At 48.6% G+C, this 21454-nt stretch carries 21 protein-coding genes; 17 read left to right on the top strand and 4 right to left on the bottom strand.

The window, feature by feature from the left end:
* Nucleotides 1–49 precede the first annotated feature (49 nt).
* The 11 genes from BM292_RS06835 (at nt 50) to BM292_RS11845 (ending at nt 10484) form a co-directional block, all read left to right on the top strand.
* Nucleotides 50–934 carry a hypothetical protein gene (locus BM292_RS06835; RefSeq protein ID WP_177203799.1) on the top strand — a complete coding sequence of 295 codons (885 nt, stop codon included), beginning with the start codon at nt 50–52 and terminating at the stop codon, nt 932–934.
* Nucleotides 931–1563, top strand: coding sequence for a PilN family protein (locus BM292_RS06830; protein WP_092856733.1), 633 nt, complete (start codon nt 931–933; stop codon nt 1561–1563). Before BM292_RS06835 ends, BM292_RS06830 begins: the two co-directional genes overlap by 4 nt.
* The gene (locus tag BM292_RS06825) at nt 1560–2204 is read left to right on the top strand and encodes a hypothetical protein (protein ID WP_092856730.1); all 645 of its coding nucleotides are present in this window, start codon (nt 1560–1562) and stop codon (nt 2202–2204) included. The genes BM292_RS06830 and BM292_RS06825 overlap by 4 nt, the downstream gene beginning before the upstream one ends.
* Nucleotides 2191–2544, top strand: a complete 354-nt coding sequence (locus tag BM292_RS06820; RefSeq protein ID WP_092856727.1) for a hypothetical protein — start codon at nt 2191–2193, stop codon at nt 2542–2544. Before BM292_RS06825 ends, BM292_RS06820 begins: the two co-directional genes overlap by 14 nt.
* Entirely contained in the window at nt 2541–4187 is a 1647-nt protein-coding gene (gene mshL, locus BM292_RS06815; RefSeq protein ID WP_092856724.1) for a pilus (MSHA type) biogenesis protein MshL, read from the top strand. The genes BM292_RS06820 and mshL overlap by 4 nt, the downstream gene beginning before the upstream one ends.
* Nucleotides 4188–4194: 7 nt before the next feature.
* Nucleotides 4195–5109 carry an ExeA family protein gene (locus BM292_RS06810; protein ID WP_092856721.1) on the top strand — a complete coding sequence of 305 codons (915 nt, stop codon included), beginning with the start codon at nt 4195–4197 and terminating at the stop codon, nt 5107–5109.
* On the top strand, nt 5106–6233 hold the full coding sequence (locus BM292_RS06805) for a tetratricopeptide repeat protein (RefSeq protein WP_092856718.1): 1128 nt from the start codon (nt 5106–5108) through the stop codon (nt 6231–6233). Before BM292_RS06810 ends, BM292_RS06805 begins: the two co-directional genes overlap by 4 nt.
* Before the next feature lies 1 nt (nt 6234).
* Nucleotides 6235–7998: a GspE/PulE family protein gene (locus BM292_RS06800; RefSeq protein WP_092856715.1), complete on the top strand. Its 1764-nt coding sequence runs from the start codon at nt 6235–6237 to the stop codon at nt 7996–7998.
* Nucleotides 7985–9208: a type II secretion system F family protein gene (locus BM292_RS06795; RefSeq protein WP_092856712.1), complete on the top strand. Its 1224-nt coding sequence runs from the start codon at nt 7985–7987 to the stop codon at nt 9206–9208. The genes BM292_RS06800 and BM292_RS06795 overlap by 14 nt, the downstream gene beginning before the upstream one ends.
* An 88-nt stretch (nt 9209–9296) precedes the next feature.
* Nucleotides 9297–9908 (top strand): type II secretion system protein, encoded by a 612-nt coding sequence (locus tag BM292_RS06790; protein ID WP_092856709.1) that lies wholly within the window; start codon nt 9297–9299, stop codon nt 9906–9908.
* Nucleotides 9909–9953: 45 nt separating this feature from the next.
* Nucleotides 9954–10484: a prepilin-type N-terminal cleavage/methylation domain-containing protein gene (locus tag BM292_RS11845; RefSeq protein ID WP_092856706.1), complete on the top strand. Its 531-nt coding sequence runs from the start codon at nt 9954–9956 to the stop codon at nt 10482–10484.
* Nucleotides 10485–10710: 226 nt separating this feature from the next.
* Here BM292_RS11845 and BM292_RS06780 read toward each other — a convergent pair whose 3' ends face one another.
* From BM292_RS06780 to BM292_RS06765, 4 genes are read right to left on the bottom strand one after another with little or no spacing between them, the layout of a single operon-like run.
* On the bottom strand, nt 10711–14424 hold the full coding sequence (locus BM292_RS06780) for a polymer-forming cytoskeletal protein (RefSeq protein WP_092856703.1): 3714 nt from the start codon (nt 14422–14424) through the stop codon (nt 10711–10713).
* Complete coding sequence (locus BM292_RS06775) at nt 14411–14881, bottom strand: pilus assembly PilX family protein (RefSeq protein WP_092856700.1); 471 nt, start codon at nt 14879–14881, stop codon at nt 14411–14413. Before BM292_RS06775 ends, BM292_RS06780 begins: the two co-directional genes overlap by 14 nt.
* Nucleotides 14871–15725, bottom strand: a complete 855-nt coding sequence (locus BM292_RS06770; RefSeq protein ID WP_092856697.1) for a PilW family protein — start codon at nt 15723–15725, stop codon at nt 14871–14873. Before BM292_RS06770 ends, BM292_RS06775 begins: the two co-directional genes overlap by 11 nt.
* Nucleotides 15725–16285 carry a type IV pilus modification PilV family protein gene (locus tag BM292_RS06765; protein WP_092856694.1) on the bottom strand — a complete coding sequence of 187 codons (561 nt, stop codon included), beginning with the start codon at nt 16283–16285 and terminating at the stop codon, nt 15725–15727. The genes BM292_RS06770 and BM292_RS06765 overlap by 1 nt, the downstream gene beginning before the upstream one ends.
* Before the next feature lie 128 nt (nt 16286–16413).
* On the opposite strand from BM292_RS06765, the gene BM292_RS06760 reads away from it, so the two are divergent.
* The 6 genes from BM292_RS06760 (at nt 16414) to rng (ending at nt 21454) form a co-directional block, all read left to right on the top strand.
* Nucleotides 16414–16932: a type II secretion system protein gene (locus BM292_RS06760; RefSeq protein WP_092856691.1), complete on the top strand. Its 519-nt coding sequence runs from the start codon at nt 16414–16416 to the stop codon at nt 16930–16932.
* Between the two features lie 94 nt (nt 16933–17026).
* On the top strand, nt 17027–18070 hold the full coding sequence (locus BM292_RS06755; protein ID WP_092856688.1) for a rod shape-determining protein: 1044 nt from the start codon (nt 17027–17029) through the stop codon (nt 18068–18070).
* 8 nt (nt 18071–18078) lie between these two features.
* Nucleotides 18079–18951, top strand: coding sequence for a rod shape-determining protein MreC (mreC, locus tag BM292_RS06750; RefSeq protein ID WP_092856685.1), 873 nt, complete (start codon nt 18079–18081; stop codon nt 18949–18951).
* On the top strand, nt 18941–19423 hold the full coding sequence (gene mreD / locus BM292_RS06745) for a rod shape-determining protein MreD (protein WP_092856682.1): 483 nt from the start codon (nt 18941–18943) through the stop codon (nt 19421–19423). Before mreC ends, mreD begins: the two co-directional genes overlap by 11 nt.
* Nucleotides 19413–19988 carry a Maf family protein gene (locus BM292_RS06740; RefSeq protein WP_092856679.1) on the top strand — a complete coding sequence of 192 codons (576 nt, stop codon included), beginning with the start codon at nt 19413–19415 and terminating at the stop codon, nt 19986–19988. Before mreD ends, BM292_RS06740 begins: the two co-directional genes overlap by 11 nt.
* Nucleotides 19985–21454, top strand: coding sequence for a ribonuclease G (gene rng, locus BM292_RS06735; RefSeq protein ID WP_092856676.1), 1470 nt, complete (start codon nt 19985–19987; stop codon nt 21452–21454). The genes BM292_RS06740 and rng overlap by 4 nt, the downstream gene beginning before the upstream one ends.

Raw genomic sequence — 21454 nt, 5'->3', positions numbered from 1 at the left:
TAAACACAACAATCGACTGGTGCTAACGTACGCGTTGGCGTCAGGTTTTGTGTCTCTAGCGATCGCAGAATATGCCGATGATGACACTAGTCATGCGCCTGCCTTGATTGTTTCTGACCACCTTGAAGTTGCCGATGGTAATTGGGCTTTAGCAATTAAAACGCTTACTGCCAAGTATGCGCGCTATACCAAAACCAACCCAGCTGTGGTGCTTGTTTTAGGGCCATCTCTCTATCAAAGCGTGCAACTCGAACGTCCAAACCTTCCTGCTGAAGAAATATCACAGGCATTACGTTTCAACTTGCGTGATTTAGTGACGCTTCCGCCAGCAGACATTATTGCGGACTATTACGATGCGCCGGTGCAACTTGCTGGGCAAGACAAGATCAATGCCATTGTCGCGGACAAAAAGATTCTTGAGCCGGTGCTCACTGAGCTACACAGTATCAGCGAGAATATCGTCGGCATCGTTTCCGAAGAGCAAGCGATTGCGCAACTCTTTAGCGAACAGCAAGACCCCATCGTGATTGCCTATCAGCACGATCTTGAGCCAGCATTGTTGCAGGTCTATCAACAAGGGAAATTACAGGTTAACCGAGTTGTGCGTAGCCTTGAGCAATTATCGCAGTTAAGTGCAGATGAAATTCAGTTGGGCGGCGCTGCGCCATTGAGCGTCGAAGTGCAACGATCTGCAGATTATTTTGAACGGCAGCTACGCCAACGTCCGATTCGCGAGGTTGTGGTAGCGGTCGGTACCAAGCACCGTCAAGGTATCACGCAGCAGCTAGACGAAGATTTAGGTTTAACCTCGCGCTGGGCCGAATACCCAATGTGGGCACAAGAGTTGGCCGCCGGTGATTTCTCTGATTTTCCAGTACTTGGCGGAGTATTGCTGGCGCAAGTTTTACGCGCCAGTAAGGCGGAGGTCGCATGAAAAAAATAGCGAACCTCTATGTGCCTGAACTACAACCGAAGCGTGAAACCTTAACTTTCAAGCGTGTCGCAATCACTATAGCAGCTGTGTTGGTGGTTGGGGTTCTTGCTAGCATCACATTAAATTTCTGGGCCAATCAACAAACGATTGCAACGCAACGCATGGCCCATAGTTTGAGTCAGGCGCAACAGCAATTAGTTGCCAAGCAAAACGAGCTGCGTACCGCGATGAACGATCCGCAAGTTGCGCAACAAATTGAAACGGTAGAGCTCGAATTCGCGCAACGTCAACGTTTGTTGCAACAAATGCGCGGCGTCACGCAAACCGCAAATGCGAGCTTTGCTGACGTGCTTGTCGATTTGGCGCGCGCCGATACCGATGCCATTTGGCTAAATCGCATACTGATTACCAATGGCCAACTGACGCTGCAAGGTAAAACCGCCGATGCGAGTGCTCTGCCATTGTGGCTAGCCAGCTTCTCTGATTATGAGACGTTGAGTGGTCGTCAGTTTGGTGTATTCGAACTACGCGACGTGGACACGCGTGGCGTTCTCGATTTTACCGTGGGGAGTTTGCAGCATAGCAGTTTGCTGGTGCAACCACGCATGAATTCGGGGTCGGCACGATGAAAGAGCAATGGCTACAATGGCAACAAAAGTTTGAAAGTGTCGATGCCAAGCGGCGACGCATATGGTTGATTGCCGCCGTATTTCTGATTTTGTATCTCAGTTATTGGTTTGGTGTGCGTCCAGCGCTGGAAATTATTACCAGCGAGAGAAACAAGCAACAAGCGCAGCAGGCGCAGATTGATCAAGTTTCACGCGAAGTCACCCAGGTACAACAACGATTAGCAGGCGATCCTCAGGCTGCCCAACGGCGTCGATTAGAGCAACTTCAGGCTAGCTTACTTGAGGTGAATCAGCAACTGAACCAAGAAGCAAATTATGTCAGCGCTGCCGACAACCGTGCGCTATTAAGAGAACTGTTGAATCAAGCAAGTCGTGTGCAGGTACAGTCGGCACAAGCGTTGCCAGCAGAGTTAATTTATCAGGATGAAGTAGATTCTGAAACGGGAATTTTTCGTCATCGGTTACAACTGGTTATTCGCGGTAATTATTACTCGTTGAGTAACTATCTGCAGCAATTGGAGCAGTTAGATTGGTCGTTTTATTGGCAACGCTTGGATTACAAAGTTTTGGAAGCGCCTGAGGCGGAGCTGACTTTAGAAATTTATACCATCAGTTTGGAGCGTGATTATGTGGCGAGTTAAAGCGCTACTAATCTTGCCGTTGGTAGGCATGTCGACACTCGTGGCGCAAGAATTGCGCGACCCAACCGCACCGCCAAGAGTGTTGGAGCGTGCCGGTAGCACGGCGACGGCTGTTACTGTACCAAAATTACAGTCTATTCAATGGGTTGGCGAACAACGTAAAGCACTGATTGAAGGCTCATGGAAGCAAGTTGGTGACAGTGTAGGCCCATACCGAGTGAATGCGATACATATGAGTGAAGTAGTTTTGCGAGATACGCGTAACAGTAAAGATTTAACCATACGGCTGTTTGGCTTTTCAGCAACACCAGTTAATCCGACAGCAGGGAGCAGTTTATGATTCGAGCAGGCCTTATTAGTGTCGCTGTTTTAGTGTTGGCCGCTTGTGCCCATCAACCTGAGCGGCAGCCTGTTGATGCACAGCAAGCGTTGCAACAGCGCGCGTCTGATCGTGCTGGCGCAGAGCGTCCGCCATTGCCTGAGTCAGTGCGAGCAAGTCTGCGTGGTCAGAACAACCAAGTGCGTGAAGCCGGTGAGCAATTGCTGGCTGAACCGCGTTTTTCAATTGCTGCGAACGACGTTCCAGCGGCACAGTTTTTTGCTGGGTTAACCACTGATTCACCTTACAATATTGTCGTTCATCCTGAGGTAAGCGGCACTATTACAGTGAACCTAAAAGATGTCACGTTAACCGAAACGCTTGATGTGATTAGTGATATCTATGGCTATCAAGTGCGCAAAGAGCGCAATATGATTCGTGTTTTCCCTGCCGGTTTGCGTAGCGAAACCATTGCTCTGGATTATTTAGCTCTACGCCGTATGGGGTTGTCACAAACGAGTGTCAGCTCTGGTGGTGTAAAAGAAAACGACCGTAATAGCGGCAGTAACAATCAATATGGCGGCAATACCAATAACAATCTATTAGGTAACCAAGGTGGTGCGAATAACAATCCGTTGTCGCAAAACTTAAATGGTATGCAAACCAATGGCTCATCCATCAGTAGCTCTTCAGAGACGGATTGGTGGAGCGAGCTGCAAGCCATTATTGAAGGAATTATTGGCTCTGGCGATGGTCGCCGCGTGGTGGTTGCTCCGCAAGCCGGTTTGGTCACAGTCACTGCGTTACCACGTGAGTTACGTGCAGCGCGCGAGTTTCTTGAATCTGCGCAACGTCGCCTGCAACGGCAAGTGATTCTGGAGGCGCGTATTGTTGAAGTCGCTCTTAACGATGACTATCAGCAAGGCATCAATTGGAATGATATTTTTAAAGCCGGAAACTCTACTGGTTCTATCAGCATGAGCGGGTCAGGCGTTGTCGGTAGCGGCCTTGGCGGCGTATTTGGCATGACATTAAATGTTGGTGAGTTTACCGGTGCCCTGAATTTGCTCCAAACACAAGGAAACGTGCAAGTTTTGTCGAATCCGCGCGTGAGTGCTGCCAATAACCAAAAAGCAGTGATCAAAATTGGTGAGGACGAATACTTTGTCACTAACGTCTCAACCACAACCGTTACCGGTACGGCAACAACATCAACGCCAAATATTGAATTAACACCGTTCTTCTCTGGTATCTCGCTGGATATCACACCACAAATTAGTGAAGACGGCGAAGTGATTTTGCATGTCCACCCGTCGGTGGTCGAAACCACAGAGCAAGAAAAAGTGGTGAAACTCAATAACGACACCTTTGTGCTTCCGCTCGCACAAAGCAACATTCGCGAGAGCGATACAATTGTCAAAGCGCGCAACGGTGAGATTGTGGTACTCGGTGGTTTGATGCAAACCTCGTACACCGATACCGAAGCGAAAGCACCATTGCTCGGCGATATTCCGGTAGTTGGAAACCTGTTTAAAAACAAACGTCGTGTTGAGCAGAAGAAAGAGTTAGTTATCTTAATTCGTCCGACCGTTGTTGGTGTTGACACCTGGCAGGACGAGCTGGACCGTTCCAGTGAAATTTTAAAGCAATGGTACGGAAACTGAGACTGACATGTATCAAAAGCATTACGGCTTAACAGAGTTACCGTTTACGCTAACGCCGAATACCAGTTTCTATTGTGATCTGGAAGGCCATCGCGCAGCGTTAGAGGTATTGTTAACCGCACTGCGAACCGGTGAAGGCTTTATCAAAGTTGTGGGTGAAGTGGGTACCGGGAAAACGTTGCTGTGTCGAAAGCTTTTGAATGAATTACCAGAAAATTATGTTACTGCATACATTCCAAATCCGTTTTTGAATCCAGACGAACTACGTGCGCAAATTGCGCGCGAGTTACAAGTCGATATTTCTCAGGCGAGCAGTCAGCAACTGGTCACTCAGGCTATTCAGCAACGTTTAATGGAAATTAATGCAGCCGGCAAAACGGTGGTGATTGTGCTGGATGAAGCGCAAGCATTGCCAAGTGATTCGCTTGAAGCTTTGCGCTTAATTTCGAACTTAGAAACGGAAACGCGTAAGTTACTTCACATTGTGTTGTTTGGCCAACCTGAATTAAATGAACGTTTAGCTGCGCGCGAGCACCGCCAATTACGTCAGCGCATTTCATTTAGCTACCACTTGCAGGCGATGACAGTACACGAGCTCGCTCGTTACATTTCTCATCGTTTACATATCGCCGGCTATAAGGGTGCACCAATCTTCAACGGTCGTGTTGTGAGTATGCTACACCAAGCCAGCCGCGGAATTCCGCGCTTGGCTAATGTGCTGTGTCACAAAGTGCTCCTGTTGTGCTACGGCGAGGGCGTATATCCGGTTACGCCTAAGCATGTTCGTACCGCTGTGGAGGATACCGAGGATGCAACTTTACCTAAAGCAACTTGGCCATGGTGGTTATTAGGGGCTGCCGTAATTGCTGGAGTGGCCGCGGTGGGGTATTACCAGCAATGGTTTGTTGGGGGTGACATGTGAGTGTGATTAATCGCATGTTACGTGATCTTGATAAGCGTCAACAGCATCAGAATCAGCAAACTTATACGCCAGCAGCAGTAGCTCCTCAGCCGATTCATTGGGCCTGGATTGTGGGTATTCTGCTGTTAAGCCTCGCGGTGATTATCGGCGCTTTGAATCTGTGGTGGATGTACGGTGCCAGTTCTTCAGAGCCGGTTACCACTCCAGAGCAAACGCTTGCGACTTCGGAAGGTGTGTCACCACCACCGGCGCAACAAGTTATCGAACCGGTTGTTTCAAAACCAAAGTCAACGGCGATTGTCGATGTGAAACGTTTACCTGACTCGCAACCAGAACGGCAACAAGGGCCACAAACAGAACCGCAATCAGAGCAACAGTCAGTCTCGCAACCAGAGTTGGCGGCGATTAATGAAGAGCAACCGCAGTCGTCTGCTGAACCTGCAGTAACCGCGGCTGAAGAGCCACCAGCACCAGTGACGCCAGCCGTTCGGAAGAAGCCAGCGCAAGAACAGTCCGTATCATCGTTTAGCGTCGAACGTGTGCAATTATCACCGCAGCAACTGGCTGATACCAACTTAGCCAAAGCACGCGAAGCCTTGCAAAAAGGTGAACAAATACGCGGCCAAGAATTGTTGGAAAAAGCGTTAATTGTTAAGCCTGATCACGTACAAGTTCGCTCTGAATTAGCGGCATATTGGTATGGCAAAGGCCTAACAAGCCGCGCAACAACGCTGTTACACCAAGGGCTTGAGCTGAAACCGCAACAGGCCGAATGGCAATTGTTGCTGGCGCGCATTTACGAGCGCATTGGCCGTATTGAACAAGCCTACAAAGTATTAGCTGTAATTTCACCGCAAGCACCGGAGCACCGAGAATTGTTGCAGTTGCGGGCGGCCGCAGCCACTCAGCTTGGTTATTTTAATGAAGCTGCAGCTGATTACACCGCACTAGCTGCAGAGTTTAATGAAGGACGTTGGTGGTTAGCTGCAGCCGTCGCCTACGACGATGGCGGTAATCTTGATGCCGCTGTACGAAGTTATCGACAAGCCTTACAGCAAAATGATTTAGGCCAAGACGCGCGCTTGTACATTGAGCAGCGACTTGCTGTGTTGGAGGGATTCTAAGATGCGCCCACGTTTAAAAATGCGCCTTGGTGACTTACTCGTTCAAGACGGCATGATCACCGAGAATCAGCTACAACAAGCCCTTGCCGACCAAAAGCAAAATGGTCGTAAGCTCGGTGTTACCCTCATTGATCTTGGCTTTATCGATGAACATGATTTATTAGAGTTTTTGGCGCGTCAGCTCAATATTCCTTTGATTGAGCTGGGTGACCGAAAAATTTCACAGCAGGTCGTTAATCTTATTCCTGAAGTGCAAGCGCGTCGCCATCGTGCCTTAGTGATTGAGGCAGATGACAAGTCGGCTCTGGTCGGCATGAGCGATCCGGCTGATTTGGCGGCGGTTGATGCGATATCACAGTATTTACAACCGCGCGAAATGAAGTTAGCGGTAGTTCCTGATGCCGAGCTGCTTGAAGCCTTTGATAACTTATATCGCCGCACCAAAGATATCGCGCAATTTGCGAAAGAGCTACAAACCGAAACGCAAGATGGTGCGGAATTCGATCTCGGCGCATTGTCACTCGATGATGACGATGACGAAGCGACGGTAGCCAAACTTCTGCAATCGATTTTTGCCGATGCTGTGCAGGTAAGAGCTTCAGATATTCATATTGAACCAGACGACCGAGCCTTGCGCATTCGTATGCGGGTTGATGGCGTCTTGCAAGAAAACGTGCTTACCGAAACCAATATCGCCAACGCATTGTTGCTTCGATTAAAGCTGATGGCAGGGTTAGATATATCGGAGAAACGCTTACCGCAAGATGGCCGGTTTAACATCAAGGTGCGCGACCATTCAATTGATGTGCGGGTGTCCACCATGCCGGTTCAGTATGGCGAATCGTGCGTGATGCGTTTACTTGATCAATCAGCCGGTTTGTTGCAGTTAGAGCAAACGGGTATGCCGGAACACATTCTCAAGCGTGTACGGCGGTTGATCCATCGTCCATACGGCATGTTGATTGTTACCGGTCCAACGGGCTCGGGTAAAACCACAACCTTGTATGGCGCGCTAAGTGAGCTGAACCAAGCTGAGAAAAAGATTATTACGGTGGAAGATCCGGTGGAATATCGACTTCCGCGAATTTCCCAGGTGCAAGTGAACAGTAAAATTGGTTTGAGCTTCTCGAATGTATTGCGTACCACACTACGCCAAGACCCTGACATTATCATGGTGGGTGAGATGCGCGACCATGAAACGGTTGAAATCGGTTTACGTGGCTCAATTACCGGTCACTTAGTATTAACGACATTGCACACCAACGACTCGATTACGAGTGCGCTGCGCCTAATCGATATGGGTGCTGCGCCTTACCTAGTCGGCGCGGCATTACGTGGTGTCTTAGCGCAAAGGTTAATTCGACGCGTGTGTGAAAACTGCAAAACCACGGATACGCCCGAAGCGGCAGAGCTAACGCTTTTGCGTCGAATGGACTCGAGTATTCCGGCAGACGGCAGTGGCTTTGTGCGGGGCAAGGGGTGTCGTAGTTGTAACCACACCGGCTACAAAGGCCGAATCGGTGTATTTGAATTACTCGAAATGAACGAAACCATGATAGACGCCCTGCGCGATAGCAATATGCGTGAGTTCGCTCAGGCTGCACGTCAATCAGAAGGTTTTAAACCGTTAGCAAGTGTGGCGCTAGAGTATGCGCGACAAGGTATCACCTCACTTGATGAGGTATTGTTCTTAGCGGAAACAGTAGAAGAGAAAGAGTTGCGGATAACCGCACCAGCTATAGAGAAGGGCGATGGCGAACTTTAAGTATCGTGGTCGTGATAACGGCGGCCAACCAGTGCAAGGGGTCATTGAAGCAGCCAGCGAGAGTTCGGCGGCAGATAGCCTATTGCGTCGGGGGATCACCCCGCTAGCGATACAAGTAGAAGCAAATGAGACAAAAACCGCGTCGACATCCGGTAGCCTCTTTCAGCCGCGCATTAGCCATGTGGATTTGATTATTTTCACTCGGCAAATGTACTCACTGACCAAAGCTGGTATCCCCTTGTTACGGGCAATGGAAGGATTAGCAGAGAATACCAGCAATAAACGCTTTGGCGTCATTTTGAAAGATCTGGTGGATCAGTTAGAGCGGGGACGATCATTGTCCTCAGCATTGGCTGCACATCCGCGCGTATTCCCACGCTTATTGGTGGCTATTGTCCATGTTGGTGAGAACACTGGTGAGTTAGAAGGAGCTTTTTTACAGCTTTCCGATTATTTAGAAAAAGAGCAAGAAACTCGCAAGGCGATTAAATCAGCATTACGCTATCCAACATTTATTATGTTGGCGCTGGTCGCCGCTGTGGTAATTATTAATATTTGGGTGATACCACCATTTGCGCAGATGTTTGCTAACTTTAATGTCGAGCTGCCACTGCCAACACGAATTATTTTGGCGACATCAAATTTCTTTGTGAACTGGTGGCCACTAATGCTTGGTGCTGTGGTGATTGCGATTGCTGGCGCAATTAATTACGTGAAAACAGTGCCTGGCAAATTAGCCTGGGACAGGTTTAAAACGCGTATGCCGGTAGTTGGCGACATCATTATGCGCTCGTTACTCGCCCGATTTGCTCGAACGTTTGCGGTGATGTTGCAAGCTGGCGTCCCGCTCACGCAAGGCTTAGGACTGGTTGCTGAAGCAGTTGATAACTCTTGGATGAGTGGCCGAATAAACGACATGCGCCGTAATATTGAGCGTGGTGAGAGCCTCACGCGCACAACACGCAGTAGTGAACTATTTACGCCGTTAGTATTACAAATGATAGCAGTGGGCGAAGAAACTGGACGTGTTGATGAAATGTTGTTTGAAGTGGCGGGTTATTATGAACGCGAAGTTGATTATGACCTCAAGAGTTTAACAGCCCGTATTGAGCCTATTTTATTGGTTTTCGTGGCAGTTATTATTACCATCATGGCATTAGGTGTATTCCTGCCAATGTGGGAAATGATGGATGCATACCGAGGGCGCTAACACAACAATAATGCAACAAGTGTAGATAACTATTAATATTTGCATGGTTTTGTCATAAAAATCATAATAAAGCTACGGGGAATAAGGGATGCAAGCAGTGCAGACAAAAATTACTTCAACAGCGAAACAATCAGGTTTTACTCTGATTGAGCTGATTATTGTGGTTGTCATTCTAGGTTTGTTAGCAGCCTCAGCGTTGCCGCGTTTCACGAGCGTGACGGCTGATGCCGAAGACGCTGCCGTAGAAGGCGTGGCTGGCGGCTTTGCAAGTGCCGTTGGCTTAGTGCGTGCCGAATGGGAGCTACGTGGTCGTCCGCAAGGTAATGCGGATGGTGCTGGCGCCGTGGTAGTGATGGACGGTATCAGCGTGAATGTTGACGGTAGCACCGGTTATCCCGTGAGCGGCGATAACAATCTTGATGCCCATGATTTAAACGTGACAAGTGAAGATTGCCGCACCATGATGCAAGCGATACTGCAAGGTGCGCCAACGGCAACAACCAGTTTTACCCTTCTGGGTGAAAACCGTTATTACGTGACCCGCGAAAATAACGGTGTGAATGATATTTGCGTTTATTATCTCGCAAATACCATTAAAAACTTGGCCTCAGCGCCAAGCGGCACCGACTACCTCTCTGTCGGTAACGTGTTTGTTTACAACCCACGTACCGGTGGGGTCAGTATTTTTAGTAATAATTAATTTATACTTTGGGGAATACTCCTTACTTTTAAAAGGGAAAGCGTTATGAAAGCACAAAAAGGTTTTACATTGATCGAACTGATCATCGTTATCGTGGTACTCGGCATCCTAGCCGTAACTGCCGCGCCACAGTTCTTTAACTTCTCAACAGATGCACGCGAGTCAACTCTGAATGGTCTTAAAGGCTCAATGAACGGCGCAGCTGACTTAGTTTTCGGCAAAGCAGCGATTCAAGGCGTTGAAGGTGATGCGAATGACGGCGCAACCACACCAGCATACGTCACCGTAGACACTATTGAAGTAGTTTATGGTTATCCAGCAGCGACTGCAGCAGGTATTACTTCAGCTTTAAATATAACAGCAGATGACTGGGATATTGCGTACACAGCTTCAACAGCAATTGGAACCGCAGCTGCAACAGTACGCTTTGCTCCTGCAGGAACCACTCCGACAACAGGTACTGCGGCACTAGATCCTACAGACCATACGACTATCACTGAATGTTACGTTGAGTATGTTGATGTAACGGCAGCCGGTGCGCGTCCAACTATTACTGTTGAGACAACTGGTTGCTAATAAACATTTAGACATGTTGAAAAGCGCCTTCGGGCGCTTTTTTATTGCCTGTAATTTAATGAACAGTGAGCGAAGCGAACGGACGAACAGCGCAGCGCACGAATAACGAACATCGCATAACGAATAACGAACAACGAATAACGAATAGAGATTAACGCCGCTTCGCGTCACCCGGCATTACCTTGCGGAGAAAACGCCGGGCTACGGTAATCCGGCCTTGGCCGGATTACTGGCGCTCCATCCAGAAGATGACGCGGTCGTTACCGCGATATTGACCGAAACCGGCTGTTGCGCGCGGATTCTCGTTGGTTTCAGTTGAATCATTGCCCCACTCATAGCGCAGCCATGGAGCCGTCTGATACTCGAATACAATCTCACCAAAGTTATTTGGTGCATTGGGTGCTAGCCAAAATAAATCACCGTAACTCAGTTCACCATTTGTGAGCAAAATAGGTCCAGTAGTTTGATCGGCTGTGGTGTCGATCGCATCGGGGTTCTCAACAATGTTTAGGTTGGCGGCCAATACACTCGTACATGAGTCTAGCTCATTGAGTAAAAAGCGATTACCGTCGAAATATTCACTGTACATGACAATCGGTAAATCTTCGTTTTCAGGACCGAAGATGTTCTCTAAACGCAACCGACCATAGCGCAGTTCGAGTAGGCCACCGATTGGTGTTGCGACTGTTGGTAAAGTTAATAACGGATCATTTTGCACCAGCATCGTCAAATCGGCCGCAGCGAAATTTCTTCCATCAATACTCGGGTCAATGAGTTGCAGGCCAAGTTGAAGTTCGGGATAGGGGCCGTCAGGCGCATTATCAGTGCGACGATTAAACGCTATTGCACTGCTAGCAAAACTAAGCTCACCGGCTAACCAAGTTGTTTGTGGTAGAAAATCAAGCCGATTGTAAAACTCGTCAGCGACAACGTCAGAAGGCGTAAGGCTCGCCGCCCGCATTTGCACGGTTGCGGTATCGTTATAGAGTACACCGCCAGTGTTGGCGTAATTCTTGGTTACCTCACCCAAACTATTCAATGCTTGTACGGTATAGCTTACGTTGATGCCATTCTGTCCCATGTAGCTAAAGCCAGCGCAGGCATTGAGCACGTTGGCCGCAGATACTGCGAAGCGATCTGGATAAAACCGACCTATTGGGCTAGGTGGGCGTGAGAAAGCATCACCGGCGCCGAGATAATCATCAGCCGTCAAACGTGCGGTCAGATTCACGGTGCCAACTTCCTTCCAAATTGCCCCAGAGGTTCGTTTTGCACCTGGATAGGTTGGATCAATCACAAACGGATTATTCAGAGTCAGTTTAGAGCCGTTACTATCAACGTCGGCAGGGCTAGGGTAGGCCATTGAATGAAACTGCACTTGCACGCCCGCCGAGGTTGTCTCCAAACCAAAATTTGGGGTCGGGTTGCCCGCTGCGTTGAGTGATTGCACAACCATACTAAATGGTGCTGCCGCGGCAGTAAATCCAGCGCCGGTATTCGTTGTACTTGTCCAAAGATCGCCGGCGCTATCTAGCGCGCGTGTTACCAACGTGTGAGGTTTTACGACAAAGTCATTGATACTGGTGCCGACGAGTTCAATGTCAGGATCGCTCAGAGCCGGATTAGAGGCTGAAGGCGCTTCGGTAAGTGGTAATGATGCAAACAACCGAATTTGTCCGACATCGGAATAATTAATCAGCAAATCATGATCAACACGCCCGGTTGCATCAAAGGTCAACGCTAGCGTTTGTGTGTTTGCAGTGCCTCCTGCAGCATTAAGTCCAATTGCTTGCCCGTCAATGGTGAGTGTCTGGCTGGGTTGGCAGGCGCTGGGGTTTAAACATTGCATACCTAAGTTAACGTTTTGAGTGCCGGTCAGACGGGCTTCACAAGCACCGGTGGTTGTGTTGGTCTCTACAGCGCGCAAAGCGGCGGGTAAATCTACACCGGCAAAGGTTGACGGTAGAGGACTCGTTCCATCGGTATCTGTAATAATTAATCCTGCGGTATTAAACGTGACCTCGCAGCTTGTTGGTACCGTACCGCTGCTGTCATAACATTGCGTGGCTTCAACAGCGGTTGGCGAAGCATTGCTAAGAGTTAATGTTGCTGTGCCACCATTCACATTACGTAGACCGCTGCTACCGCTACCGTTGCTAAATAGTAAATTAACTTCAGCGCCGGTGGTGGCATCAAGATTGCCACCTTGCCAAACACTATCACCATCGCTTGAAGTGATAGTAATCGTAACCGGGTCATCATAGGTTGCCGAGCAGGTATCATCGGCACATGCAATCACTTCAATTGCTGCTGAATAACAACTCACTAAAACTTGCGGGTGAAGCAAACGGTAATGATGTACTTCGGCGTCTACTGGAGCACAACCGAGTGAGGCGGTGACCTCTGCCTGAACTTCCGGACTATAATTGAATACCGTATCGGTACCTACATCAATGGTCCCAGCAGTAAGGATACTGCCCTGTAACGTATTGTTATTACCTAAACTAATATCGTTATCGGGAAACGGACCATAAATCGTCCCATTAAAATTTAAGGTATCTTTGCTACCACCCATATTCCCGTTACCGAGCATGATGGTGGCACCTTCATAGAGATAAATCTGAAAGTTCGCTGCTGAACCGGAACTATTGAGTTCAAGTTGGTTGGCATTACTTTCGCCAATGCTGGTCTCAATGAACAATCGAGCAGGTCCGGCACTGGTGGTATTCACATAAATACCGGAATTAAAGATGATTTCACGGATGAAGTAATCACCTGCACCTAAGGTAATACCCGTGCCGCTGCCAGTGGCTCCGACGATGAGTTGGTCAATGTAATACGTGCCGCCCAAGAAATTACCATTCTTACCCCCAGCGACATTAATTGTTCCGTAGGTACCAGCGGGAATATCTTCAGGGTCATTCTTTTTACTGATATTAAGATCTGCGCCACCACTAAATGTGGGGTAAACCAACGGATCTAAAGGCGGGTAGTCCAAGTCAACGGTATCCACTTGCCCCACAGGTGTAGGAGTATTCCCGGTGCCATCTATCGGGTTGCCATTAATTTCAGAGCCGTTTCCAAAGGTAAAGCCTCCGCTGCCGACAACACCGTATGAAGTGAGCAACGTCACTTCACTGCAATAATCAAATTCTGGATCTTGCGCACCGGGGCAGGGGCCAACATAAGAATTAATACTGCAGGCGAACGGAGCAGTGCCGGTTCCACTAACACTTGGCGCATTAATATAGCCTAATACGGTACCGTTATTGACCACTGGGCTACTTGAGTTAATACTACCCGCGGTTGCGCCACTGTTATTTGAAACAGAACCTAGCGCATCAATATTGGAAGTCACCGTACCGCTATTTTGTACGCTTCCGGAAGCGTCGACACGACCACTCAGCACAGCGCCGGAGTTATTAACAAAACTCCCTGCAGCGATTACTTTGCCATTTATCAGTCCGCTATTGGAGACTGAGCCACCTGCGGTAATATCGCCGTTTACAGTAGGGCCCGCTTGCACTGAAACGTTCCCTAGTGCGGTTAAGTCGCCATTAACCACCGTCTCTAATCCACTGATGGTGATATTACCTGCGGCAATATTGGCGTTAATGGTCGCGTTGTCACCGCTCATAAAGAAGTCGTTATTACCAAGTTGAATGGCCAAGGCATAGCTATTACTGGGGTTAATCGTAATACCGTCAGCAGTCGTGAACGTGCCATTGATCACTAAATTCAAATTCTGAGTCAGGCTTAACGTGGCATCCACTGTCGTCAGCGTAATGGCACTATTACAGGTGACAGTTTGCCCGCCATCAAAGCTGCACGAAGCAAAATCGCCGACGTTGTTAATGGCATCGTTTGGGAGAGACCAGTTGGCATGAGCAATAAGCGGTGTTAACGCAAAAACAACTAAGCAGGATCTAATAAACCCCATCGCTCGCCTCCAACATTATTTCCTTTGAATAGGTCATGTCACCTGCGCTACAACTACCCTGTGCCAATATCCGAAAATGCACACCAGTATATGGCGCAGTGAGCTCTGCTTGGTCGCACAACACCGTTGTGTCGCAATTCGCTAATCCGTCAATTGTATACGACGTCTGCACAACAACTGATGTTGGCACTCCGCTAGTTCTCGTTGGGCACACGTTGATATCGGCGTTTGCCGAGCCAAGCGGAAATAATTCAACTAATAATGTTTCAGCACCGCTGCGAGCTGCCGCCTGTGCTCGCGCACCAAGCACTTCACTTACTGTGGCACTTGAAGCGTCACCTAAGATACGAACCATGGCCATACCAATCAGCCCCATCACCACAATAATAAACACCGCGACAGCGAGAGCCGCGCCACGTTGTTGTTGAGGTGAAGGTATTTGACGTTTAGGGAACATTTGGTATCGCCACCTCGTGCAATATTTCTAAAGGTTCTTGTGCATTTGCGCGACGAAAGCGCCAATCAAGCTGAATTAAACTGTTCCGATACAGTGTTGCTTCGTAGACGCGAAATGGGAATTCGCTGTTATTGAGATCATTATAGATGTTCTCTGCCATCACTTCGGCACTCGTCGCTGCGCTAGCTTTCAAATCGGCCAGCGTTGGTTGATTATTCAAGCGCCCATACCCGGCAAAACGAAATAGATTGTGGTTAATTTCGTCGTAGCACCAACTCACTGGGTCACCGCCGATATAATAACGTCGTACTGGGCTATCGGTTACAAAAAACGTGCTTGGTGTATAGGTAATCTCGACGAGATTATTGGATGGCGTGGAAATGCCAGTGACCTCTTTGCGCCGTTGAGTCGAATTGCCATAAATATGTTGCGTGGTGGTAGCATAAACCAGTAAGTACCCCCCCACCAAATTAGTAAGTGAGGTTGGTTCAATTGCGGTAAACGGCACGTTTGAAACTGATGGCGGACCAGGCCGCGGCATCCGTACATATTGGCTGCTAGCTAAAATCGGCATGAACTCGAGGCAGCGCTGATTATCTGCTGCCCGCACTCGAACACTTCGAGGAACCGCATTGCGCAGTTCGCTGGTGAGTCGGTTTAGCGCAAACCTTGATTGTGATACCAGTTGATCGCGCTCGGTCGTGTCACGAAATATTTGCGCACCGAAACCCAAATAATTAAACACAAACAGCCCAGTTAGTGCGAGTAGCACAATCACAATAATCAGCTCGACCAGAGTAAAGCCACGGTTCTTGTGGTTTAGTTCAGAAGCGAACGGAGGCATCAATAATTACCTCGCAACGTGCTGAACACAAAATTTTGTCCGAATGATGTGGTCACGGTGATTTGAATACGCTTGAACTCGGTGATGACCGTCTGGCAGTTACCCGCGTTGTCGCTGTAACAAACATTAATAGCGTAACTAAAGCCTTGGTAGCGGGCTGCGATATCATCGCCAAGCGCATCTTCAAGAGTAGCGGCTGTGGTTTCAAGTTGATGGTAATCGTCAACATCGTCAAAAATATCACGGGTTTCGCCGTCGGGACCCAAATTGGCGGGAACCGTGCACGTTGTGCTGTCTTCGCCGCAGCGAATCAACCCGCCTTGACGGTCACTGTTTTCATCAAACGATTTTGCACTAATTTCGTCGATAAACGCTTGGCTTAAAGCCGACGCACGTTGCTGCAACAGCGGTTCGGCGCTTCGTTGCGCCTGCGGAAATACAAGTACCGTGAGCAATACGATGGAAATGCCAAGCACAACAATACCAATAATAATCTCAACGAGCGTGAATCCACGCTGGGTTGAGTGCATCAATGGCTGTGTGCTCGACGTTCTGGGCATAGATAAGCCTCGCAGCTTCTACTTTTCTTATAATTTGTTGATATATTGTTCTGTATACTACACTTTTTTCGTTTACACTGCATAAATTGTTCGCCAATTATGACTAACGACATAGAGCTAACGAGACCATGGGATTTGCCTCGACCAAACAGCGCCAAATTGTAAATAATCAGCAAGGTTTCACGCTTGTTGAATTGATTATTGTTATTGTACTGGTCGGTATTTTGGCTGTGACCGCAGGCCCCCGAATTTTTGGTTCAGGCGGTGTCGATCAAGTCGTTACTGAGCGACAATTGCTAAGTCTGCTGCGTTTGCAACAACAACAAGCAATGCAAGATGTCGTCAATCGTTGTTACGGAGTTAACCTAAGTAGTACCGTAGTGACACCATTTGATTGTGGTCAAGCCATTGAAAATACGCGAGTTATAACGTTGCCTGAGGCGAATAATCTGACTGTGGTTTCGACATTACCAAGTGCATCGACTGGGTTTCGCTTTAATGCGCTGGGCTGTCCGGTTTCAACCAACCATGCAACCACTGCGGAGAACTGCGGTCAAAGCTCAGTAGAATTACAAATAAATGGTGCGAACGCACGAAGCGTTTGCGTGCAAAGCCAAGGCTATATTCGGGTGGGTAATTGCAGTTAATATACAAGGTATAACGCTTGCCCGCAGGATGTCAGCTTGGTAAAGTTACACAGTTTTTCAGTCCACCAAATTACGAGTAAGGGAACATCCCCTCATGTTTAAGAAGTTACGCGGCATCTTCTCCAACGATCTGTCGATCGATTTGGGTACAGCAAACACACTGATTTATGTGAAAGACGAAGGTATTGTTCTGAATGAACCTTCAGTCGTGGCGATCCGTCAAGAACGTTCTGGCGGCCCGAAAAGCGTTGCTGCTGTCGGTCAAGCAGCCAAACAAATGCTAGGTCGAACGCCGGGTAATATTAAAGCCATTCGCCCAATGAAAGATGGGGTGATTGCAGACTTCTACGTGACTGAAAAAATGCTGCAGCACTTCATCAAAAAAGTACACGATAGTCACTACTTCCGTCCAAGTCCGCGTGTTCTTGTTTGTGTGCCGTGTGGTTCAACGCAAGTTGAGCGTCGCGCAATTCGTGAATCAGCTTTAGGTGCAGGCGCGCGTGAAGTTTATCTGATTGACGAGCCAATGGCGGCAGCGATTGGTGCCGGTCTTCCGGTTTCTGAACCGACGGGTTCTATGGTGGTTGATATTGGTGGCGGTACCACTGAAGTTGCCATCATCTCGTTAAACGGTGTTGTTTATTCGTCTTCAGTGCGTATCGGTGGTGATAAGTTTGACGAAGCAATTGTGAATTACATTCGTCGTAACTTCGGCTCACTGATTGGTGAAGCGACTGCTGAGCGTATCAAGCATGAAATTGGCTCAGCATTCCCAGGTGAAGAAGTTCGCGAAATCGAAGTTCGTGGTCGTAACCTCGCTGAAGGTGTGCCGCGTTCATTTACATTGAACAGCAACGAAATTTTAGAAGCGCTACAAGAACCGTTAATGGGTATTGTAAGCGCTGTTATGGTTGCATTAGAGCAATCACCACCAGAACTTGCGTCGGATATTTCTGAGCGTGGCATGGTGTTAACCGGTGGTGGCGCATTGTTGCGTGACCTCGACCGACTGCTGATGGAAGAAACTGGCATTCCGGTAATTGTTGCTGATGACCCGCTAACTTGTGTTGCTCGTGGCGGTGGTAAAGCACTCGAAATGATCGACATGCACGGCGGTGACCTGTTCAGTTATGAGTAAGCGACACCATGAAGTCGCTTTTTGAACGGGGGCCAACCCTTCTCACACGACTCATATTGGCGCTAATTTGCGCCAGTACCTTGATGTTTCTCGACCACCGGCTCAATACCATGCAGCCGGTGCGTTCGTTTTTATCGACCCTCGTTGCCCCTGTTCAATATCTTGCTGTATTACCAGAGCAAGTTCTCGATCGCCTCGTTTATTTATCAACTACGCGCACTACGTTACGCGAAGAAAACAAAGCACTGAAACAAGAGCTACAAGAGTTACAAATGGCGGTGCAACGGCTTAATTTTCTCGAAAACGAAAATGACCGCTTGCGCCAATTACTCGGCTCGGATATTCGTCAAGCGAGTCGACGTATGGCAGCTGAAGTCGTTGCGGTAGCAACCGATCCGTTCTCGCATCAGGTGGTGATTAATAAAGGCAGTGCTAACGGTGTTTATGAAGGGCAACCGGTACTCGATAATCGCGGCATTTTAGGGCAGGTGATGAGTGTCGGACGAGGCACTGCGCGGGTGTTGCTTATCAGCGATCAAAGTCATGCATTATCGCTACGAGCCGAACGCAACGATATTCGTGTGCTGGCGCGCGGTACTGGTGATTTGCAACGGCTTGAGCTCATGTATATCCCGCACTCAAGTGAGCTTGAAGTAGGCGATAAGCTGATGTCCTCTGGCCTTGGTGGTGTCTACCCAGAAGGCTATCCGGTAGCGGAAATCACTGAAATTGACCGAGATGAACGGCTTCAGTATGCGCGCGTGTCGGCACGACCATTTGCACAACTCGATCGTATTCGTACGGTGCTATTACTATGGCCGCCGAGCGCTACCGAGCAGCCCGTATACGACGACACGGAGAGCACCAACAATGTGGATTAAATCGGGTTTAATACCGCTGCTTGTGAGCTATCTGATTGCGTTAGTATTGATGGTGATGCCGATGCCTTCGTTTTTGGAGGCTTGGCGGCCAGATTGGCTCAGTCTCGTTATTATTTATTGGGTCATGGCGCTTCCGCATCGAGTTGGTATGGGCACAGTATTAATCCTTGGATTGATTGCCGATATTTTGATGGGTTCGGTGTTTGGTATTTATGCGACCGCTTTGCTAATCATGGCTTACCCTGCCATTCGGCATTTTCAGCGTATTCGCAACTACTCATTTACCCAACAAGCATTTGTGGTAGCGGTATTAATTCTCATCAAGCGCGTGATTGTGTATGAGCTTGAACACGTCTTAAACGATGCTGTGTTTAACTTCGCGTATCTCTATCCGGTTCTATCCTCGGCGATCGCTTGGCCATGGGTTTACCTGATTTTGCGCAAATACCGGAGGCATTACCTTGTTCGCTAATGCACTCGTATTGGCCTCAGGCTCGCCGCGTCGCCAAGAGTTACTGAAGTTACTTGATAGACCATTTAGTGTCGTGGTGCCGAATGTTCCTGAACAGCGAGAAAGCCACGAGTCGGCCTCGGCTTACGTGCAACGATTGGCGCTGAGCAAAGCGCGCGCTGGTGCAGAGCTCGCCGAACCGAATAGCTTTGTTCTGGGTGCTGATACCGTAGTGGTGTGCGATGACGATGTGCTCGAAAAGCCTCACGATTACGATCATTTTGTCGACATGATGAAGCGTCTTTCCGGACGTAGCCATTTTGCCATCACGGCTGTAGCGGCGGTGCTGGGAGCAAAAGAACATGTGATTGTTAGCCAAGCTGAGGTTCATTTTAAACGGCTCAGTGATAGTGAAATTGACCAGTATTGGCATTCAGGCGAGCCGCAAGACAAAGCCGGCGGATACGGTATTCAGGGGCGAGCATCGAAGTTCGTAACCCACTTAAACGGCAGCTACTTTGCCGTAGTAGGTTTGCCGATGTATGAAACCGAACAACTTATTGAAACGATTGAGGGGAGCGTATGAGTGCAGAAATTCTGATGAACGTTACGCCCACCGAAACGCGCGTTGCGTTAATTGAAAATGGGATTTTGCAAGAAGTTCATATTGAACGCCAAGCCAAACGTGGCTTGGTAGGTAATATCTACGTCGGCAAGGTGTCGCGGGTATTACCCGGCATGCAAGCCGCGTTTATAGATATTGGCCTCGACAAAGCGGCGTTTCTGCACGCCTCTGATATTGTCACGCAACTCGAACAAGCTGAAGGCATCGCGCGTGGCACCATGCCTGCCGCAGACATCGCACAACTGGTGCGCCCAGGACAAAAAATATTAGTTCAGGTCGTGAAAGACCCGCTTGGCACCAAAGGGGCGCGATTAACGACCGATATCACCATTCCATCGCGCTACATGGTGTTAATGCCACAATCGCCTCATGTGGGTATCTCGCAACGTATCGAGGATGAAGCGGAGCGGAATCGCTTGAAGCAAGCAGCCATGCCGTATTGCGACGACGAGGGCGGCTTTATTGTGCGCACCGCTGCCGAAGGTGCGAGTGATGACGAATTGCAACGCGATGCGAAGTTTTTACGTCGTTTATGGGACACCATCCAAAAACGTCGCAAAGGCATGCGTAACATTGGTTTAGTTTATGAGGACTTAAATCTTTCTTGTCGTATTTTGCGTGACTTTGTGGGCGAGCAAATTGAACGAATTCGAGTTGATTCTCGCGTCACCTTCGACTTGCTCAACGAGTTCGTGAAAGAGTTTATTCCTGAGCTCAGTAATGCATTGGAATACTACGCTGGCGAGCGTCCTATTTTCGATTTATTTGATGTTGAGAATGAAGTGCAGCGCGCGCTAGATCGTAAAGTTGAGTTGAAATCAGGCGGCTCAATTATCATCGATCAAACAGAAGCGATGACCACAATTGATATCAATACTGGTGGTTTTGTGGGGCATCGTAACCTCGAAGAAACCATCTTTAACACCAATATTGAAGCAACCCAAGCCATTGCGCGGCAGCTGCGTTTACGTAACTTAGGCGGCATTATCATTATTGACTTTATTGATATGCAGAATGCCGATCACCGTCGCCGCGTCTTGCACAGCCTTGAACAAGCGCTCGGTAAAGATCGCGCGAAAACCTCCATTAACGGATTCACTTCACTTGGCTTAGTTGAAATGACCCGCAAACGAACCCGCGAAAGCTTAGAGCATGTACTATGCTCAGAGTGTCCGGTATGTGGTGGCCGCGGCTCAATGAAGACAGTTGAGACGGTTTGTTACGAAGTGATGCGAGAAATTGTGCGAGTTAACCGTGCTTATGCAGCTGACCACTTTATGGTTTATGCATCTGCAGCAGTAGCAGATATGCTGTTAAACGAGGAATCGCATGCGCTTGCTGAGCTCGAGGTGTTTATTGGCAAGCAGGTTAAAGTGCTGATTGAGCCACTGTACCATCAAGAACAGTTTGACGTGGTAATGATGTAA

Origin of the sequence: Pseudidiomarina tainanensis, assembly GCF_900115255.1 — a bacterium.
In the GTDB taxonomy this organism is placed as follows: Bacteria; Pseudomonadota; Gammaproteobacteria; order Enterobacterales; family Alteromonadaceae; genus Pseudidiomarina; species Pseudidiomarina tainanensis.
The sequence above is the reverse complement of the archived record's forward strand: the minus strand, read 5'-3'. Positions and strand labels throughout refer to the sequence as shown.

Bases quoted from the DNA above. Each gene is read 5' to 3' on its own strand.
- BM292_RS06830 (WP_092856733.1), top strand. From the start codon at position 931: ATGAAAAAAATAGCGAACCTCTATGTGCCTGAACTACAACCGAAGCGT.
- BM292_RS06825 (WP_092856730.1), top strand. From the start codon at position 1,560: ATGAAAGAGCAATGGCTACAATGGCAACAAAAGTTTGAAAGTGTCGAT.
- BM292_RS06820 (WP_092856727.1), top strand. From the start codon at position 2,191: ATGTGGCGAGTTAAAGCGCTACTAATCTTGCCGTTGGTAGGCATGTCG.
- mshL (WP_092856724.1), top strand. From the start codon at position 2,541: ATGATTCGAGCAGGCCTTATTAGTGTCGCTGTTTTAGTGTTGGCCGCT.
- BM292_RS06810 (WP_092856721.1), top strand. From the start codon at position 4,195: ATGTATCAAAAGCATTACGGCTTAACAGAGTTACCGTTTACGCTAACG.
- BM292_RS06800 (WP_092856715.1), top strand. From the start codon at position 6,235: ATGCGCCCACGTTTAAAAATGCGCCTTGGTGACTTACTCGTTCAAGAC.
- BM292_RS06795 (WP_092856712.1), top strand. From the start codon at position 7,985: ATGGCGAACTTTAAGTATCGTGGTCGTGATAACGGCGGCCAACCAGTG.
- BM292_RS06790 (WP_092856709.1), top strand. From the start codon at position 9,297: ATGCAAGCAGTGCAGACAAAAATTACTTCAACAGCGAAACAATCAGGT.
- BM292_RS11845 (WP_092856706.1), top strand. From the start codon at position 9,954: ATGAAAGCACAAAAAGGTTTTACATTGATCGAACTGATCATCGTTATC.
- BM292_RS06780 (WP_092856703.1), bottom strand. From the start codon at position 14,424: ATGGGGTTTATTAGATCCTGCTTAGTTGTTTTTGCGTTAACACCGCTT.
- BM292_RS06775 (WP_092856700.1), bottom strand. From the start codon at position 14,881: ATGTTCCCTAAACGTCAAATACCTTCACCTCAACAACAACGTGGCGCG.
- BM292_RS06770 (WP_092856697.1), bottom strand. From the start codon at position 15,725: ATGCCTCCGTTCGCTTCTGAACTAAACCACAAGAACCGTGGCTTTACT.
- BM292_RS06765 (WP_092856694.1), bottom strand. From the start codon at position 16,285: ATGCCCAGAACGTCGAGCACACAGCCATTGATGCACTCAACCCAGCGT.
- BM292_RS06760 (WP_092856691.1), top strand. From the start codon at position 16,414: ATGGGATTTGCCTCGACCAAACAGCGCCAAATTGTAAATAATCAGCAA.
- BM292_RS06755 (WP_092856688.1), top strand. From the start codon at position 17,027: ATGTTTAAGAAGTTACGCGGCATCTTCTCCAACGATCTGTCGATCGAT.
- mreC (WP_092856685.1), top strand. From the start codon at position 18,079: ATGAAGTCGCTTTTTGAACGGGGGCCAACCCTTCTCACACGACTCATA.
- mreD (WP_092856682.1), top strand. From the start codon at position 18,941: ATGTGGATTAAATCGGGTTTAATACCGCTGCTTGTGAGCTATCTGATT.
- rng (WP_092856676.1), top strand. From the start codon at position 19,985: ATGAGTGCAGAAATTCTGATGAACGTTACGCCCACCGAAACGCGCGTT.